This is a genomic window from Methylobacillus rhizosphaerae, assembly GCF_900187985.1.
Taxonomy (GTDB): Bacteria; Pseudomonadota; Gammaproteobacteria; order Burkholderiales; family Methylophilaceae; genus Methylobacillus; species Methylobacillus rhizosphaerae.
Genome location: NZ_FZOA01000008.1, coordinates 79,070 through 95,924 on the forward strand (window position 1 = coordinate 79,070; position 16,855 = coordinate 95,924).

General features: G+C 54.5%; 16 protein-coding genes. 10 read left to right on the forward strand and 6 right to left on the reverse strand.

The window, feature by feature from the left end; genetic code table 11:
- Nucleotides 1-35: 35 nt before the first annotated feature.
- From CHB59_RS10010 to CHB59_RS10030, 5 genes are read right to left on the reverse strand one after another with little or no spacing between them, the layout of a single operon-like run.
- Nucleotides 36-515, reverse strand: a complete 480-nt coding sequence (locus tag CHB59_RS10010) for a retropepsin-like aspartic protease family protein (RefSeq protein WP_089376103.1) — start codon at nucleotides 513-515, stop codon at nucleotides 36-38.
- Nucleotides 512-1,891, reverse strand: coding sequence for a phosphomannomutase/phosphoglucomutase (locus CHB59_RS10015; RefSeq protein WP_089376104.1), 1,380 nt, complete (start codon nucleotides 1,889-1,891; stop codon nucleotides 512-514). The genes CHB59_RS10010 and CHB59_RS10015 overlap by 4 nt, the downstream gene beginning before the upstream one ends.
- 18 nt (nucleotides 1,892-1,909) lie before the next feature.
- The gene (gene iscX, locus CHB59_RS10020; RefSeq protein WP_089376105.1) at nucleotides 1,910-2,104 is read right to left on the reverse strand and encodes a Fe-S cluster assembly protein IscX; all 195 of its coding nucleotides are present in this window, start codon (nucleotides 2,102-2,104) and stop codon (nucleotides 1,910-1,912) included.
- A gap of 46 nt (nucleotides 2,105-2,150) precedes the next feature.
- Nucleotides 2,151-3,218 carry an NADH:flavin oxidoreductase/NADH oxidase gene (locus tag CHB59_RS10025; protein ID WP_089376106.1) on the reverse strand — a complete coding sequence of 356 codons (1,068 nt, stop codon included), beginning with the start codon at nucleotides 3,216-3,218 and terminating at the stop codon, nucleotides 2,151-2,153.
- Between the two features lie 23 nt (nucleotides 3,219-3,241).
- Nucleotides 3,242-4,765 (reverse strand): fumarate hydratase, encoded by a 1,524-nt coding sequence (locus tag CHB59_RS10030; RefSeq protein ID WP_089376107.1) that lies wholly within the window; start codon nucleotides 4,763-4,765, stop codon nucleotides 3,242-3,244.
- Between the two features lie 206 nt (nucleotides 4,766-4,971).
- On the opposite strand from CHB59_RS10030, the gene glyA reads away from it, so the two are divergent.
- The 10 genes from glyA to ftsB all read left to right on the forward strand — a co-directional run bounded on the left by glyA (nucleotide 4,972) and on the right by ftsB (nucleotide 15,834).
- On the forward strand, nucleotides 4,972-6,219 hold the full coding sequence (gene glyA / locus CHB59_RS10035) for a serine hydroxymethyltransferase (protein ID WP_089376108.1): 1,248 nt from the start codon (nucleotides 4,972-4,974) through the stop codon (nucleotides 6,217-6,219).
- A gap of 52 nt (nucleotides 6,220-6,271) precedes the next feature.
- Complete coding sequence (nrdR, locus tag CHB59_RS10040; protein ID WP_089376109.1) at nucleotides 6,272-6,718, forward strand: transcriptional regulator NrdR; 447 nt, start codon at nucleotides 6,272-6,274, stop codon at nucleotides 6,716-6,718.
- 132 nt (nucleotides 6,719-6,850) lie between these two features.
- Nucleotides 6,851-7,969, forward strand: coding sequence for a bifunctional diaminohydroxyphosphoribosylaminopyrimidine deaminase/5-amino-6-(5-phosphoribosylamino)uracil reductase RibD (gene ribD, locus CHB59_RS10045; RefSeq protein WP_089376110.1), 1,119 nt, complete (start codon nucleotides 6,851-6,853; stop codon nucleotides 7,967-7,969).
- Between the two features lie 12 nt (nucleotides 7,970-7,981).
- Nucleotides 7,982-8,773 carry a TatD family hydrolase gene (locus tag CHB59_RS10050; protein ID WP_089376111.1) on the forward strand — a complete coding sequence of 264 codons (792 nt, stop codon included), beginning with the start codon at nucleotides 7,982-7,984 and terminating at the stop codon, nucleotides 8,771-8,773.
- A 215-nt stretch (nucleotides 8,774-8,988) separates the two neighbouring features.
- The gene (gene mtnA / locus CHB59_RS10055) at nucleotides 8,989-10,092 is read left to right on the forward strand and encodes an S-methyl-5-thioribose-1-phosphate isomerase (protein WP_089376112.1); all 1,104 of its coding nucleotides are present in this window, start codon (nucleotides 8,989-8,991) and stop codon (nucleotides 10,090-10,092) included.
- Complete coding sequence (locus CHB59_RS10060) at nucleotides 10,089-11,546, forward strand: NAD(P)H-hydrate dehydratase (RefSeq protein ID WP_089376113.1); 1,458 nt, start codon at nucleotides 10,089-10,091, stop codon at nucleotides 11,544-11,546. The genes mtnA and CHB59_RS10060 overlap by 4 nt, the downstream gene beginning before the upstream one ends.
- Before the next feature lie 168 nt (nucleotides 11,547-11,714).
- Entirely contained in the window at nucleotides 11,715-13,343 is a 1,629-nt protein-coding gene (locus CHB59_RS10065) for a CTP synthase (RefSeq protein ID WP_089376114.1), read from the forward strand.
- Between the two features lie 6 nt (nucleotides 13,344-13,349).
- On the forward strand, nucleotides 13,350-14,189 hold the full coding sequence (gene kdsA / locus CHB59_RS10070; RefSeq protein WP_089376115.1) for a 3-deoxy-8-phosphooctulonate synthase: 840 nt from the start codon (nucleotides 13,350-13,352) through the stop codon (nucleotides 14,187-14,189).
- A 41-nt stretch (nucleotides 14,190-14,230) separates the two neighbouring features.
- Nucleotides 14,231-15,514 (forward strand): phosphopyruvate hydratase, encoded by a 1,284-nt coding sequence (gene eno / locus CHB59_RS10075; protein ID WP_089376116.1) that lies wholly within the window; start codon nucleotides 14,231-14,233, stop codon nucleotides 15,512-15,514.
- Complete coding sequence (gene ftsB, locus CHB59_RS10080; RefSeq protein WP_089376117.1) at nucleotides 15,511-15,834, forward strand: cell division protein FtsB; 324 nt, start codon at nucleotides 15,511-15,513, stop codon at nucleotides 15,832-15,834. Before eno ends, ftsB begins: the two co-directional genes overlap by 4 nt.
- 7 nt (nucleotides 15,835-15,841) lie before the next feature.
- Here the strand turns inward: ftsB and ygfZ are convergent, their stop codons facing one another.
- Entirely contained in the window at nucleotides 15,842-16,843 is a 1,002-nt protein-coding gene (ygfZ, locus tag CHB59_RS10085; RefSeq protein WP_089376118.1) for a CAF17-like 4Fe-4S cluster assembly/insertion protein YgfZ, read from the reverse strand.
- Nucleotides 16,844-16,855: the final 12 nt, after the last annotated feature.

The window sequence follows — 16,855 nt, forward strand, 5'->3', positions numbered from 1 at the left end:
GCTGTGCCTGTTGCCTGTAGTGTAGGCAACAGGCGTTACTCTTCCTGTACCTGTGTGATGGTCATCTTGCCCTGGAATAGGCGCACATCCATGCGGCCGAGGAAAGACATGCCCAGCAGCACATCTCCATCCAGCCCCGGAGCAATCACTGCAGCGACGTTCCGGGCTTTGACTCCCCCTAGTTGCACAGACTCCAGCCTTGCCATGTAGGCCACGGTATTGCCGTTGGCTGTAGAGGTGCGGATGGCATGGTTGCTGGTGAGCTGCAGGCGGTCTGCCACTTTCTGGGAAATGGCAACTCCTGTGGCACCGGTATCTACCAGTACATTGACTTTCGTGCCATTGATCAATGCTTCGGCCCGGTAATGGCCATCCTGTCCACGTTGCAAGGTCACGCTGGGCGCATCGCCCAGAATACTGAGCTTGTTCGGGTTGATGGCACGGTCAGCCAGATAATAAAGCCCGCCGGCCAATGCCAGCCAGACTATCCACCATAATAAACGCGAGCTGTTCATGCCTGGAACGGCAACCTGATGCCAGGTGCGAATGTGTGGAGGATGTGCCTGAATTCTGCCTGGATACGCTGAAGTGCCTCAAGGTTGTCCGCCTCAAAGCGCAATACAATCACTGGTGTGGTATTGGATGGACGCATGAGGCCAAAACCGTCGCGGTATTCCACACGTAGACCGTCTATAGTCGAGATTTCTTCTGCATCCGTAAATGTTGCATGGGCTTGCAGTGTGCTGATGAGCTGATGCGGCTCACCTTCCTGCATGTGGATATGCAGCTCCGGGGTGCTGATACTGTCTGGCAGATTGTTCAATACAGCAGACGGATCGTCGGCCCGGCTCAGGATTTCCAGCAGGCGCGCGCCTGCATACAGGCCATCGTCAAAACCATACCAGCGCTCCTTGAAGAATATATGACCGCTCATTTCACCGGCGAGGGCTGCGCTGGTTTCCTGCATCTTGGTTTTCATCAGGGAGTGGCCTGTTTTCCACATCAGGGGTTTGCCGCCGTGTTGCTTGATCCATGGCGCAAGATTGCGCGTGGACTTGACATCGTAAATGATGGTGGCATCAGGCGTGCGCTCGAGTACATCTGCAGCAAACAGCAATAGCTGCCGATCCGGATGAATGATGCTGCCATCCTTGGTGATGACACCAAGCCGGTCACCATCGCCATCAAATGCCAGGCCGATTTCCGACTCGCCTGCAGCCAGGTTGTGGATCAGGTCCTGCAGGTTATCTGCAATGGATGGATCGGGGTGGTGGTGGGGGAAATGCCCATCCACTTCGCAGAATAACTCCGTGACCTTGCATCCCAGCGCGCGGAACAGGGTGCCCGCATATGCACCGGCGACACCATTGCCACAATCAAGTGTCAGGCTAAGGGGGCGCTGGAGGTGAATGCCGGAAACAATGCGCTCAAGGTAGGCTGGTGCGATGTCGTGATGACTTTCCGTGCCGTGGCCGTGAGTGAAATCACTACTGCTGATGCGGGTGTAGAGGTGCTGGATGGCTGTGCCGGATAACGTTTCCCCGGCCACGACTATCTTCAGGCCGTTATATTCAGGTGGGTTATGACTGCCTGTCACGACAACGGCTGAATGTGTGCCAAGGTGATGGGCGGCAAAATATCCCATGGGGGTGGTCACCATGCCGAGATTGATGACATTGATGCCACTCTTGCGAATACCTTGTGATAAGGCGCGTGCAAACACAGGGCCTGACAAACGGCCATCGTAGCCAATGCAGATGGCATGCTGCCCACGCTGGCTGGCTTCGCTGCCAATTGCGTGACCAATGGTTTCTACAATTTCCGGCGTCAGTGTCTTATCAACAATGCCGCGGATATCATAGGCCTTGAAAATTTCCCTGGGTACCATCATCCGGGTGTATGCACCGCGTTATTCAGCTTCTGCTATCCAGGCAAGCTGAATTGCTTCCAGAATGCGTTCGCCACATTTATCCGGGGTGTCATCGAAATCCTCCAGCTCCAGAATCCAGTTGTAGAGATCGGTGAAGCGGATGGTTTTGGGGTCGACTTCGGGATGGCGGTCAAAAAGTTCTTCGGCAATATGTTGGCTATCAGTCCATTTCATGATGTATTCCTTTTTGTATGGCGCCGGTTGGACGCAGTAAGATCACTTAAATATTCTTGGCACGTACATATTGGTCGGGCCAGGGCACATCCGTACGTAACTCTCGGGCAGCATGCAGGGGCCAATGTGGGTCGCTCAGCAGCTTGCGCGCCATCATGATGACATCGGCCTGGCCGCTTACCAGGATGTGCTCCGCTTGCAGGGCAGACGTGATCAGACCGACTGCAGCGCTGGCAATGCCGGCTTCGCTGCGGATACGCTGGGCGAATGTTGTCTGGTAGCCGGGACCGGCAGGAATTTTAGCATCCAGTGTCAGCCCGCCGCTTGAGCAATCTATCAGGTCGATCCCGATTTCCTTGAGCCATGTGGAAAACTGGATAGATTGTTCAATATCCCATCCACCTTCAACCCAGTCCGTCGCTGAAATACGTACGAATACAGGTTTTTCCTGCGGCCACAGGGCGCGTAGTTCGCGTGCAATTTGCAAGGGAAGGCGGCAGCGGTTCTCCAGGCTGCCACCATATTCATCGCCCCGGTGGTTGGACAGGGGCGAAAGGAATTCATGCAGCAGGTAACCATGGGCACAATGCAGTTCCAGCACTTCAAACCCTGCCTGTAATGCGCGCAGGGCAGCAGTGCGGAATTGCGCAATGGTGTGCTGGATATCCTCATGGCTCAGTGCTTGAGGTGTGCCATGCGCGTCAGTGAGTGGAATGGCAGATGGTGCCACTGTTTGCCATCCCCCCTGATCTGGTGGGAGGAATTTTCCCTCGCGCCATGGCGCGTCACAAGAGGCCTTGCGGCCTGCATGTGCAAGCTGGATGGCCGGTACGGCATTCTGCTGCCTGATGAAATCAACTATCGGCCTGAGCGCCTGGACGTGCTCGTCTGACCATATTCCCAGGCAGAACGGGGTGATGCGGCCCTCGGGCGCCACTGCGGTGGCTTCCACCATGACCAGTCCTGCACCGCCGACCGCCAGCCCGCCAAGGTGAACCAGGTGCCAGTGATTGGCCAGGCCTTGCTCGGCAGAATATTGACACATGGGGGATACAAAAATACGGTTCTTGATTTCAGTATCGCGGAAGCGGATAGGGGTAAAAAGTCTGGCCATAAGTTCCTGTCTGGATCGGGATGTTATGCGCTGAAAACCGGGATGTTGGCGATAAGGGGACGCCATTCCACTGGGCCTGATTCGTGGACGGAATGGCCATGGCTGTCTACGGCAACGGTCACAGGCATGTCTTCAACCGTGAATTCATAGATGGCTTCCATGCCCAGGTCGGGAAATGCAACCACGCGAGAGGCCTTGATGGCCTGTGAGATCAGGTAGGCTGCGCCGCCAATTGCAATCAGGTAGACAGATTGATGTTGCCTGATGGAATGCACGGTCGCTTCCCCACGCTCAGCTTTTCCTATCATGCCAAGGAGCCCGGTCTTGGTGAGCATGGTGTCGGTAAATCTATCCATGCGTGTGGCAGTCGTCGGGCCGGCGGGACCAATGATTTCATCCCCTACTGGATCGACAGGGCCCACGTAGTAGATGAAGCGGTTGGTGAAGTCCAGGCCATCTGGCATGGGTTCATTACGCGCGATCAAGTCCACAATGCGTTTATGTGCTGCATCACGGCCTGTCAGCAATTTTCCGGACAGCAGGAGTTTTTCACCTGGTTGCCAGCTTTTAACATCATCATGCGTGACCTGATCCAGGTTGACACGGCGCAATGGCGCGCTTGCATCCAGTGTAACCTGGGGCCAGTCTGCAAGCACTGGGACTGGCAAATGTGCGGGGCCACTGCCATCCAGCGTTAAATGCACGTGGCGTGTCGCTGCGCAGTTCGGGATGATGGCAACCGGCAATGAGGTAGCATGGGTGGGAGCTTCCAGGATTTTGACATCCAGTACCGTGGTCAGGCCTCCCAATCCTTGTGCTCCAATGCCCAGGCGGTTCACTTTTTCATAGATTTCCAGGCGTAATTCCTCGGCCCGGTTCGCCGGGCCGCGATCACGCAATTGCTGGATGTCGATCGGGGCGAACAAGGATTGCTTGGCCAGGAGCATGGCTTTTTCCGCAGTGCCGCCGATGCCGATGCCCAGGACTCCGGGGGGGCACCAGCCAGCTCCCATTTCCGGAACGGTTTTGAGTACCCATTCAACGATGTCGTCAGAAGGTTCCAGCATGGCCAGTTTGGATTTGTTCTCTGAACCTCCGCCCTTGGCAGCAATGTGGATTTCCACAGTATTGCCGGGAACCATGTCGACGTGCACGATGGAGGGGGTGTTGTCGCGCGTATTCAGGCGCTTGCCTGCCGGGTCGCGCACAATGGAGGCACGCAGGCGATTGTCGGGGTCCAGGTAGGCGCGGCGCACACCTTCATCCACCATTTCCTGCAGGCTCAACTCCGTCTGCCATTGCACATTCATGCCCACGGAAATGAACGCAACGACAATGCCGGTATCCTGGCACAAAGGGCGTTGGCCCTGGGCGCAGAGATAGGAGTTGATCAGTATCTGTCCAATCGCATCGCGTGCGGCGGGCGACGGTTCACGTTGCCAGGCATCATGCATGGCAGCAAGAAAGTCGGGCGAGTGATAGCAGGCAATATACTGCAATGCCTGGTGGATACTGGTGATGAAGTCTTCTTGGCGTATCAATGCCATATCGCAAAATGACCGGTGGTGTAATGGGAAGAGATTATACTCGCACCACATGGAAAAGACTTCCGACAATCCATGGTGGTGGATGGACGGCATGGATTGCTACAGGTGATGAATCATTTTCACTTGCTTTGAATCTGTTTCAAAGCTATGGCGCAGTGAACATGGTAAAATCCTGCCTATTAATTTTTTACCCGAGATTAAAGAATATGTTTAGCACTGCCAAAAACCTGAGTGTGGTTGATCCTGATCTGTGGAAATACGTGGAAGGTGAGCGCAACCGCCAGGATGAGCATATCGAACTGATTGCCTCTGAAAACTATACCAGCCCGGCAGTGATGCAAGCACAGGGTTCCCAGCTGACCAACAAATATGCCGAAGGTTATCCGGGCAAGCGTTTCTATGGTGGCTGTGAATTCGTTGATGAGATTGAACAGCTGGCGATTGACCGCCTGAAAAAGCTGTTCGGCGCCGAGTATGCCAATGTGCAGCCACACTCCGGTTCACAGGCCAACCAGGCCGTGTATTTCTCCATCCTCAAGCCCGGCGATACCGTCATGGGCATGAACCTGGGCCACGGTGGCCATTTGACGCATGGTTCCCCGGCCAACCTGTCTGGCAAGTTGTTCAATATCGTGCCTTACGGCCTGAACGACAAGGAAGAGATTGATTACGACGAGATGGAGCGTATTGCACTGGAGTGCAAGCCCAAGTTGCTGATCGGTGGTGCTTCTGCCTATGCCCTGCGTTTTGACTGGGCGCGCATGGCCGAAATTGCCAAGAAGGTGGGTGCTTATTTCATGGTGGATATGGCGCATTATGCGGGCTTGATTGCTGCTGGCGTATATCCCAATCCGGTGCCACATGCAGACTTTGTCACCTCCACTACCCACAAGACTTTGCGTGGCCCGCGGGGTGGCTTGATCCTGGCGAAGGCCGAATTTGAGAAGTCTCTCAATTCCAGCGTGTTCCCGAGCCTGCAGGGTGGTCCGCTCATGCATGTGATCGCAGGCAAGGCAGTGGCCTTCCTCGAGGCAGCCCAACCTGAATTCAAGGCATATCAGGAACAAGTGCTCAAGAATGCTGATACCATGGCCAAGACTCTGGCGGCACGTGGTTTGCGCATTATTTCCGGCGGCACTCAGTCTCACGTATTTCTGGTGGATCTCCGCCCCAAGGGGCTGACCGGCAAGGCTGCGGATGCTTTCCTCGGCCAGGCACATATCACGGTGAACAAGAATGCGATCCCGAACGATCCGGAAAGCCCGTTTGTCACTTCCGGCATCCGTATTGGCTCACCTGCCATTACTACTCGCGGTTTCAAGGAAGCAGAAGCGGCAGAGGTTGCCAACCTGATCGCTGATATCCTGGATAATCCGACCGATGAGTCCGTGATTGCGGCGACCAAGGCTAAAGTACACGCCTTGACTGCGCGCTTCCCGGTCTACGGCGCTTAATCCGGGAATATGGGGGAGGTGTGAATTTCCCCCTCTCCATGAAAGCTGAAAAATGAAATGTCCGTTTTGTGGCGACGCAGACACCCAGGTCATTGATTCCCGAGTGAATGATGAGGGCGATTCCATACGGCGCCGCCGTCGTTGCGTTTCCTGTGATAAGCGGTTTACCACCTATGAAACGGCAGAGCTGCATTTGCCGCAGGTCGTCAAGCAAAACGGCAATCGTGCTGAATTCAGCCGAGACAAGCTGCGAGTTTCATTTACTCGTGCTTTGCATAAACGTCCTGTGCCAACGGAATATGTGGATCATGCGCTGGAGCGCATCATGCAGAAAATTCTTGCCAAGGGTGAGCGGGAAATCATTGCCCGTGACCTGGGCGAAATGGTGATGCAGGAGCTCAAGGCCATGGATAAAGTGGCTTATATCCGCTTTGCCTCGGTATATCGCAGTTTCCAGGATGCTGGGGATTTCAGTGATGTAATCCGTGACCTGGATTGAGCGGCCTGGCGTTACCTCTTTGATTTTCTTCTCTGGCAAGGTGAAGTGACCGGGATTCCTTGTCCTGCCTTTCTGCGCAATTCCTGAACATCCTTGTATCTTTCTCCTGCCTGACTTTATCATGGCAGCATCATGAGTAATTCTTCAATTTTTTCTGCAGAAGACCAGTTGTACATGAGTCTTGCATTGCGTGAAGCTGCACGCGGCCTGTATGGCACTATGCCCAATCCTCGGGTTGGGTGTGTCATTGTCAAGAATGGACAGATAGTAGGGCGAGGCGCCCATCTCAAGGCGGGTGAGCCACATGCGGAGGTGCATGCCTTGCGTATGGCTGGCGAGTTGGCGCAGGGGGCGGATGTCTATGTGACGCTGGAGCCTTGTAGCCATTTTGGTCGTACGCCTCCTTGTGCTGATGCATTGCTCAAGGCTGGAGTCAGGCGCGTTGTTGCAGCTATGCAGGACCCTAACCCTCTGGTGGCTGGCAATGGCCTGCAACGATTGGCACAGCATGGCATCAGCGTTGCATCCGGGTTGATGGAGGCAGAAGCCAGAGCACTGAACCAGGGGTTTATCTCACGCATGAGCAGGCAGCGCCCGTGGTTGCGCAGCAAAATCGCCGCCAGTCTGGATGGCAGGACAGGCCTGCATAATGGTGAAAGCAAATGGATCACCGGTTCGCCTGCCCGCCAGCATGTGCAGCAGTGGCGGGCGCAGTCCTGCGCCATTCTGACGGGAGTGGGAACGGTACTGGCCGATGATCCGCTGTTGACAGTGCGCGATGAGCAGTTGCTGACGGCGCGACATGGTGTGCAGCCATACCGCGTGATAGTGGACAGCCGCTTACGTACTCCATGCTCTGCTGCCATACTGCAGACCGAGCGTGTGTTGATTGCACATGCACAGCAACTGCCGCAACAGGAAGCGGCATTGCGTGCTAGCGGGGCCGAATTACTGCATTTGCCAGACCAGGCAGGCACAGTGGATATGGCCGCTTTGCTGCAGGCACTGGCTGAACGTCAGGTCAACGAGGTGCTGGTGGAAGCCGGGGCAGCGTTGAATGGTAGCCTCTTGAGCGCAGGCCTGGTCGACGAATTGCTCCTTTACTACGCTCCAGTGCTGCTGGGGAGTGCAGCGCGCGGAATGTTTGCCATACCTGCTCTGGAAAGCATGCAGCAGAAGCTGCATTTGCAGGTGCTGGAAACACGCCAGGTTGGCAGCGATTGGTTTGTACATGCAAAACCCGTGGTGTAGGCATTATTGCCCATGCTGATTGATACCCATTGCCATCTTGATGCGCCCGAGTTCGATGCAGACAGGGCAGAGATAGCCGAAGCAGCCCGGCAGGCTGGTGTGGGGATGATCGTGGTGCCTGCTGTGGCACGCAGTAATTTTGCCGCCGTGCAGGAGCTGGCCGCGCATTATCCCGGTTGTGCCATGGCATTGGGCATACATCCCTTATTTGTGGATCAGTCTGTGCCAGCAGACCTTGAGGTGTTGGCCAGGGAAATCGAGCAGCACCGCGCAGATGTGGTGGCTATAGGTGAAATTGGCCTGGATTTCTTCATTGAGCACTATGACCGTGAGCGGCAGGAATATTACTTTACTGAACAACTCAAGCTGGCACGTGAATATGATCTGCCGGTGTTAGTGCATGTCAGGCGCTCGGTTGACCAAGTACTGAAATACGTCAGGCGCTTCAAAGTGCGCGGAATTGCCCATGCATTCAATGGCAGCCTGCAGCAGGCCGAGGCATTCATCAAGCTGGGTTTCAAGTTAGGGTTCGGGGGAGCGATGACTTATGAGCGCGCCCTTAAAATCCGACACCTGGCAAAAGTGCTGCCATTGGAGGCCATAGTGCTGGAAACGGATGCCCCGGATATTCCGCCGGCATGGCTGGGACATCATGGACGTAACCGCCCGGATCAACTGGTCAGCATCGCCCGAGTACTAGCTGAAATACGAACAGAAGACGTGGTATCTATAGCGCGAATGACGACTGAGAATGCGCTTGACATTCTGCCTGGACTGAAAACTTATACACATCACCTCAAGTAATACTTTAAATAATGTTAGAAAATGTTAATAATCCAATGACTTAAAATAAGTTATTGATTTTAATTAATTTTTTAATTAATGAATTGTAAAGTACATTTTTTGGGCGATTTAAAAAAGCATTATAAATTGGGAGGTTACATTTTTAAGTCACAGATATTCACAAAGTTATCCACAGAATTTGTGGATAGGAATATTTCTTATTTGAGACAGGTAACATGAAAATCGGCAAGCAATCATGGCGCACGATCTGGGCAGGGCAACCTGCTTCCGGTTCAATGCTTCCGCAACAAGTTTGTATCATTGACCAGACAGGGTTGCCGCATCAATTCAGAGTTGTAGAAATTGATTCCGTACGACAGATGGCAGAAGCAATCCGCAACATGCAGGTACGCGGTGCTCCCTTGATCGGGGCTGCCGCGGCATATGGGATGGCCCTGGCCAGCCTGGAGTCTGACGATGAAAAACATTTGCAGGAATCAGCCAGACTATTGTTGGCCAGCCGCCCTACAGCAGTGAATTTGCGCTGGGCGTTAGAGCGCATGCTGGAGCGTCTCCTGCCGGTGTCGCCACACCTGCGGTGCGAATATGCCTGGCGGGAGGCCGGGTGTATTGCAGATGAGGATGTTGTAATCAACCATGCCATTGGGCAACAGGGGCTGAACCTGCTCCGCGAACTGGCACGTGGAAAATCCAGACGCCTGAATATCCTGACACACTGCAATGCAGGTTGGCTGGCAACGGTGGATTGGGGCACGGCACTTGCGCCTGTGTATGCAGCGTTTGATGCCGGCATGGATGTGCATGTGTGGGTGGATGAGACACGTCCACGCAACCAGGGAGCGAGCCTGACAGCCTGGGAGCTGGCGCAGCACGGAATTCCATTCACCGTGATCTGTGATAATGCCGGCGGCCACCTGATGCAGCATGGACAAGTCGACTGTGTCATTGTTGGTGCGGACCGGGTGACAAGAACAGGGGATGTTTGCAACAAGATTGGCACTTATCTCAAGGCACTGGCTGCTTTTGATAACCAGATACCTTTTTACGTGGCTGTGCCGACACCTACCATAGACTGGCGTATTGAAAGCGGCGTGCGCGACATTCCCATAGAGGAGCGTGATCCGCGGGAGGTGACTACCATCAGCGGCCTGGCAGATGATGGCACAGTCAGGACGCTGAGCCTGACACCTGCAGGTAGCATGGCAGCGAATCCGGCATTTGATGTCACTCCTGCCAGATTGGTCACTGGCATCATTACTGAACATGGGTGTGTTACCCCTAATGACCTGATACGCATACATCAGGAGATGAAGGAATGAAACCTTTGTATGCCCAGTCCCAGTTGCGTGCGATGGAGCAGGCGCACGCACATGATGGCTTGATGGAAAAAGCCGGGGCGGCCGCTGCCCGTCTGGCATCCAGCCTGTTGTTGACAGTGTCCGGTGCCCGCATACTGGTACTTGCCGGGCCGGGGAATAATGGCGGCGATGCCCTGGTGGCGGCACGCTATCTCAGGCAGCAGGGGTATCAGGTAGATGTGGTGTTTACCGGGACGTATGCCAGCTTGCCGCCTGATGCCAGGGCTGCTTATGAAGCCTGGCTTGCCGATGGCGGTGAAATAGCATCTGGGCTGCCCCAAGGCAGGGAGTGGCAACTGATAGTGGATGGATTGTTCGGTATCGGCCTGACACGCGAGCTGGATGCTTTGCATCGTGATCTTGTGCAGCAGGTTAATGCTATGGGAGTGCCGGTGCTGTCACTGGATATTCCTACTGGTATCTGCATGCATACTGGGCGTGTGCTGGGAGCTGCTGTTTGTGCTGCGCATACATTGACTTTCCTCGGACTTAAGCCGGGTCTGTATACGCAGGATGGTCCGGATCACGCTGGGCAGGTGTACCTGGATAATCTTGGACTCAATGCTGCGCCGCCTGCTGCCGGGTTTCTGGTGGATGTGCCTCCGGCCTTGCCTGCCAGGCGCAGGCTGAACAGCCATAAAGGCAGTCATGGTAGTGTGGGAGTGATTGGTGGCGCAGAGCATATGGTTGGGGCTGTCTTGCTGGCGGGTCGTGCTGCATTACGGGCTGGGGCCGGGAGAGTCTATTGTGGATTGCTGGCAGGCTCTGCCCCTGCATTGGATCAAGGGCAGGCGGAGCTCATGCTGCGAGATGCTGCCAGTGTGCCTCAGTTTGCAACTGTCATGGTGGCAGGGCCGGGCATGGGGCAGTCCGACACGGCGGTGTCGCTGCTACATTCCTTGCTTGAACTGTCGCAACTGCTGATATTAGACGCGGATGCCTTGAACTTGCTGGCTGCTCACCCTGAACTGCAGGCGATCCTTCATCAGCGCAAGCCAGGCACCCTCGCAATTACTCCTCATCCAGGTGAAGCCGCGACTTTGCTGCATATCACTACTGCAGAAGTGCAGGCTGACAGGGTCGCGAGTGCGCTCAGGATGGCGCGGGAGTTCGGGGCGATTGTAGTGCTCAAGGGGTGTGGCAGTGTGGTTGCATTGCCGGATGGGCGCTGGTTTATCAATCATAGTGGTAATCCGGGCATGGCAAGTGCAGGTATGGGCGATACGCTGTGTGGCATCATTGCCGCGCTCGCAGCCCAGGAAATGTCGCTGGAAGAGGCTGTATTGCTTGCCGTTTATCTGCATGGAGCTGCTGCAGACAGCCTGGTGGCAAAGGGCGTGGGGCCGGTGGGGATGACGGCTTCTGAGGTTGCAAGCGAAGCGCGTGCGCTACTCAATCAATGGCGATACAGGTGAATGGGGCGAGATTACTTTGTATTGATCAGGCGCACGCCCTGTGCTTGCTGCTTGAATCCTGATTAAAACGTAATGATCAAGATGAGATTACTCCATTTCTCATTTGTCCCCGATAGGCGTTTGCAGTAAAATCTAGTCCCGTCCGCAATGTCCCAAAGTTTTTATTCCATGACCAAATTCGTATTCGTTACCGGCGGGGTTGTTTCCTCTTTAGGTAAAGGCATTGCAGCTGCCAGCTTGGGCGCAATTCTTGAGTCACGTGGCATCAAGGTGACCATGCTCAAGCTTGATCCCTATATCAATGTTGACCCCGGTACCATGAGCCCATTCCAGCATGGTGAGGTATTCGTGACCGATGACGGTGCCGAAACCGATCTTGACCTGGGTCACTACGAGCGCTTCATCAGTGCACGCATGGGCAAGCGCAATAATTTCACTACTGGCCAGATTTATGAAACCGTGATCAAGAAAGAGCGTCGCGGTGAATACCTGGGCAAAACCGTACAAGTCATTCCACACATCACCGACGAGATCAAGGCGCATGTCAAGCGTGGTGCTGAGGGTGCCGATGTTGCCATCGTCGAGGTGGGGGGCACAGTGGGTGACATCGAGTCCCTGCCTTTCCTGGAAGCCATCCGCCAGATGGGTATCGAGGAAGGTCGCAACAACACCTGTTTCATGCATCTGACGCTGTTACCGTGGATTCCCACTGCTGGTGAACTCAAGACCAAGCCTACACAGCATTCCGTCAAGGAACTACGCGAGATCGGTATCCAGCCGGATATCCTGCTCTGCCGTGCGGACCGTGCCATTCCTGAGGATGAAAAGCGCAAGATTGCCTTGTTTACCAATGTGCCGCACGAGGCAGTGATTTCGGTGATAGATGCCGACAGTATCTACAGCATTCCGCGCATGTTGCACGAGCAGATGCTAGACGAGATCGTCTGTCACAAGCTCAATCTGCTTGCGCGCGCGGCAGACCTGTCGAGCTGGAACCGTATTGTCCATACGCTCAAGAACCCAAAACACGAGGTGAATATTGCCTTCGTCGGCAAGTATGTAGACCTGACCGAATCCTATAAGTCCTTGACGGAAGCCCTGATTCACGCGGGCATCCATAATGAATCCAAGGTCAATATCCATTACATTGATTCTGAGGACGTGGAAAAACAGGGCACTGGCGAGCTGGAAAAAATGGATGCCATCCTGGTGCCTGGAGGCTTCGGCAAGCGGGGTACCGAGGGCAAGATCGCCGCTATCCGCTATGCGCGTGAAAGCAGGACGCCATACCTGGGCATCTGCCTGGGCATGCAGTTGGCCGTGATTGAGTTTGCACGCAATGTTGCCAAGCTCAAGGACGCCAACAGTACGGAATTTGATGCCAAGACCCCGCATCCTCTGGTCGGCCTGATTACTGAGTGGAAGGGTGCTGACGGCAAGATGGAACAGCGCAGCGAAGATTCCGATCTCGGCGGCACCATGCGCCTGGGCGCGCAGAAGTGTCCTATTGTGCCGGATACCAAGGCTTTTGCCATTTATGGCGCAGAAGTCAATGAGCGCCACCGTCACCGCTATGAGGTGAATAACAATTATGTTGACCAGTTGGAAAAGGCCGGCCTGGTGATTTCCGCACGCACGCCGACTGAGCAGTTGTGTGAAATGGTGGAATTGCCTGAAACCGTGCATCCATGGTTCCTTGCATGCCAGTTCCACCCTGAGTTCACCTCCAATCCGCGTAGTGGGCATCCATTGTTCAATGCCTATATCGCAGCGGCCCTGGCTAAGAGAAAGGCGTAACCAAATATGCAGCTTTGCGGTTTTGAGGTTGGCATAGACCAGCCCTTGTTCCTGATTGCCGGCACATGCGTGATCGAATCGCAGGAGATGGCAATCGAGACGGCAGGCCAGTTGAAAGAACTCACGACTGCCCTGGGTATCAATTTCATCTATAAATCCTCCTACGACAAAGCCAACCGCAGTTCCAACAAAACGTTCCGTGGTTTCGGCATGGACGAGGGGCTGAAGATACTGGACGAAGTGCGCCGCCAGATTGGTGTACCCATTCTCACCGACGTGCATACTGAAGAACAGGTACTGCACGTGGCAGCCGTGGTGGATGTGTTGCAGACACCGGCTTTCCTTTGCCGCCAGACCGACTTTATTACTGCCTGCGCCAGGTCCGGCAAGCCAGTGAATATCAAGAAGGGTCAGTTCCTGGCGCCTGGTGATATGAGGCAGGTCGTGCAGAAGGCGAAAGAGGCCAATGGCGGTGCAGATACCATCATGGTGTGCGAGCGCGGTGCTTCTTTTGGTTACAATACCTTGGTCTCTGATATGCGCGGGCTTGCCATTATGCGCGAGACGAATTGCCCGGTGGTGTTCGATGCCACGCATTCGGTACAGCAGCCTGGCGGCCAGGGAGACAAGAGTGGCGGCCAGCGCGAATTCGTGCCTGTACTTGCCCGTGCGGCAGTCGCAAGCGGCGTGGCGGGGGTGTTCATGGAAACGCATCCCGATCCTGTCAAGGCTTTGTCTGATGGTCCAAATGCCTGGCCACTGCCCAAAATGAGGGATTTGCTGGAAGTATTGGTCGACCTTGACCGTGTGGTGAAAAAAGCCGGCTTCATCGAACATACAGTGTAGGCTGGAACAAAAAATCCAAATCTAAATTGAGGAAATAAAGCATGAGTGCAATTGTTGATATTATTGCCCGCGAGATCATTGATTCCCGCGGTAATCCTACTGTCGAGGTTGATGTCCTGCTCGAGTCCGGCGTGATCGGCCGCGCAGCTGTACCTTCTGGTGCTTCCACTGGTACCAAAGAAGCGGTTGAGTTGCGTGATGGCGATGCTGCGCGTTACCTTGGGAAAGGTGTATTGCAGGCTGTTGAGAACGTCAACACTGAAATTACCGAAGCCATTATCGGCCTGGACGTGGAAGAGCAGAGCTTCATCGACCAGACCCTGATCGACCTTGATGGTACTGAGAACAAGAGCCGCCTGGGCGCTAACGCGATTCTGGCTGTTTCCATGGCCTGTGCACGTGCTGCTGCTGAAGAGTCCGGCCTGCCGCTGTACCGTTATCTAGGCGGTTCCGGTTTCATGCAATTGCCTACCCCGATGATGAATATCATCAACGGTGGCGCGCACGCCGAGAACAGCGTGGATATGCAGGAATTCATGATTATTCCCGCTGGTTTGCCCACATTCCGTGAAGCGTTGCGTGCTGGTGCCGAAGTATTCCATGCATTGAAGAAAATCCTGCATAACGAAGGCTTGGCGACTACCGTAGGTGATGAAGGCGGCTTTGCCCCTGATCTGCCATCCAACGAAGCTGCGATCCAGTACATCCTGCAGGCGATCACTGCCGCAGGTTACGAGCCGGGTCGCGATATTCTGCTGGGCCTGGATTGCGCCAGCTCCGAATTCTATAAGGATGGCCTCTACCACCTTGAGTCCGAAGGTGTGCAACTGACTTCGGAACAGTTCACCGATTACCTGGCGAACTGGGTGGAGAAGTATCCTATCGTCAGTATCGAGGACGGTATGTCCGAACATGACTGGGATGGCTGGAAACTATTGACTGACCGTATTGGTCAGCAGGTTCAGCTGGTAGGTGATGACCTGTTTGTGACCAATGCCAAGATCCTGCGTGAAGGTATCCAGAAGGGCGTAGGTAACTCAGTGTTGATCAAGGTCAACCAGATCGGCACTTTGACCGAGACTTTCACAACAATCGAAACTGCCAAGCGCGCTGGTTACACTGCTGTGATTTCCCATCGCTCCGGTGAAACTGAAGATACCACGATTGCCGATATCTCCGTAGCGACCAATGCCTTGCAGATCAAGACTGGCTCCCTCTCACGTTCTGAGCGTATTGCCAAGTACAACCAGCTGCTACGCATCGAGGAAGAGCTTGGCGATGCAACCAGTTATGCAGGTAAAGACGCGTTCTATAACCTGAAGTGAAATTCCTGACTCTCATTTTTGTTGCCGTGATTGCCTTGCTGCAGTATCCACTGTGGCTGGGCAAAGGTAGCTGGCTGAGAGTCTGGGACCTTAACCAGAAAATCGTTGCGCAGAAAGATGCCAATATGGCGCTCAAGCAGCGCAACGATACGCTGGATGCAGAAGTGGACGATCTCAAGCAGGGCAATACTGCGATCGAAGAGCGTGCACGCAGTGAGCTGGGCATGGTCAAGCATGACGAAGTGTTTTATCAGGTGATAGATCAAGCACCCATGGCGGCACCAGCGCCAGTGCCTCAAGCACCAGCCGCAAAAAAATAAGGCCTGCCTATTTATCCAGTGGATATGGCAATGGCTGGATAGTCAGCGTTTTCCCCTGCCAGTTTAAGCTGCCAGTTTCCACACTTTCCAATCGTAGTTCAGCCAGGATACTCTGGCCTCCATCCGGATGAGGGGCGCTACGCACTACTTGTCCGGCGGCTGTGCCATTGCTATCGAGAATCTCGTCGCCTGCGGCTGGTGCAATATCACTGGCAATATGGGCCAGGTGCGTACGGCGCTTGACCTTGCCCAGATAGTGCGTGCGTGCCACGATTTCCTGCCCGGTATAGCAGCCTTTCTTGAAGTTGATGCCATCGATCAGGTCGAGATTGACCATCTGTGGCACAAATGCTTCCTGTGTGGCTTTGGCAACTGCCGGAATGCCGGCCTGGATTTCGCGCCAATTCCAGTCTTCATGGTTGGCTGGGGTCAGATGCTGGCTGAGGCTGAGCCAGAGTGCCTCAGCTTGTGCCAACGGGCTGATGATTTCATAGCGCGGCAAAGTGCCGGGCAAGCGGATCAGGCTGATTTCACCTGACTGGGTCATGGCATACTCGGCTTCTGGCACGTTGTCGAAATGGACATTCAATATTGTTTGAGCTTGCTCCCCGGCAACACCAATACGAACATAGAGGTCGCTGACATCGTTGATAACGACTTTGGAGCGTAATACATACATGCGTAAACGCTTGGCAATGGCTTCCAGTAGCTCGCGCTCGAATTGCAGGTACAGTGTATTATCACGAGAAAAAGCAAAAAACAGGGCAAGTAGGCGGCCCTTGGGCGAGCAATAGCCACTGTAATGACTACTGCCTTCCAGTTTTTTCACATCATTGGTGACCTGGCCCTGCAGGAAAGTGACTGCATCTTCTCCTTCCAGGGACAACAGGCCATAGTGTGACAGGTCAGTGATGATGCTGTCTTCCGTCTGTGCAGCATGGGGAAAGCGGATATTGCCATCCTGTATGTTGGCGCCTTGTGTGGAAAGGAATTGATACCACTGACTCATGGGTGATCCTCT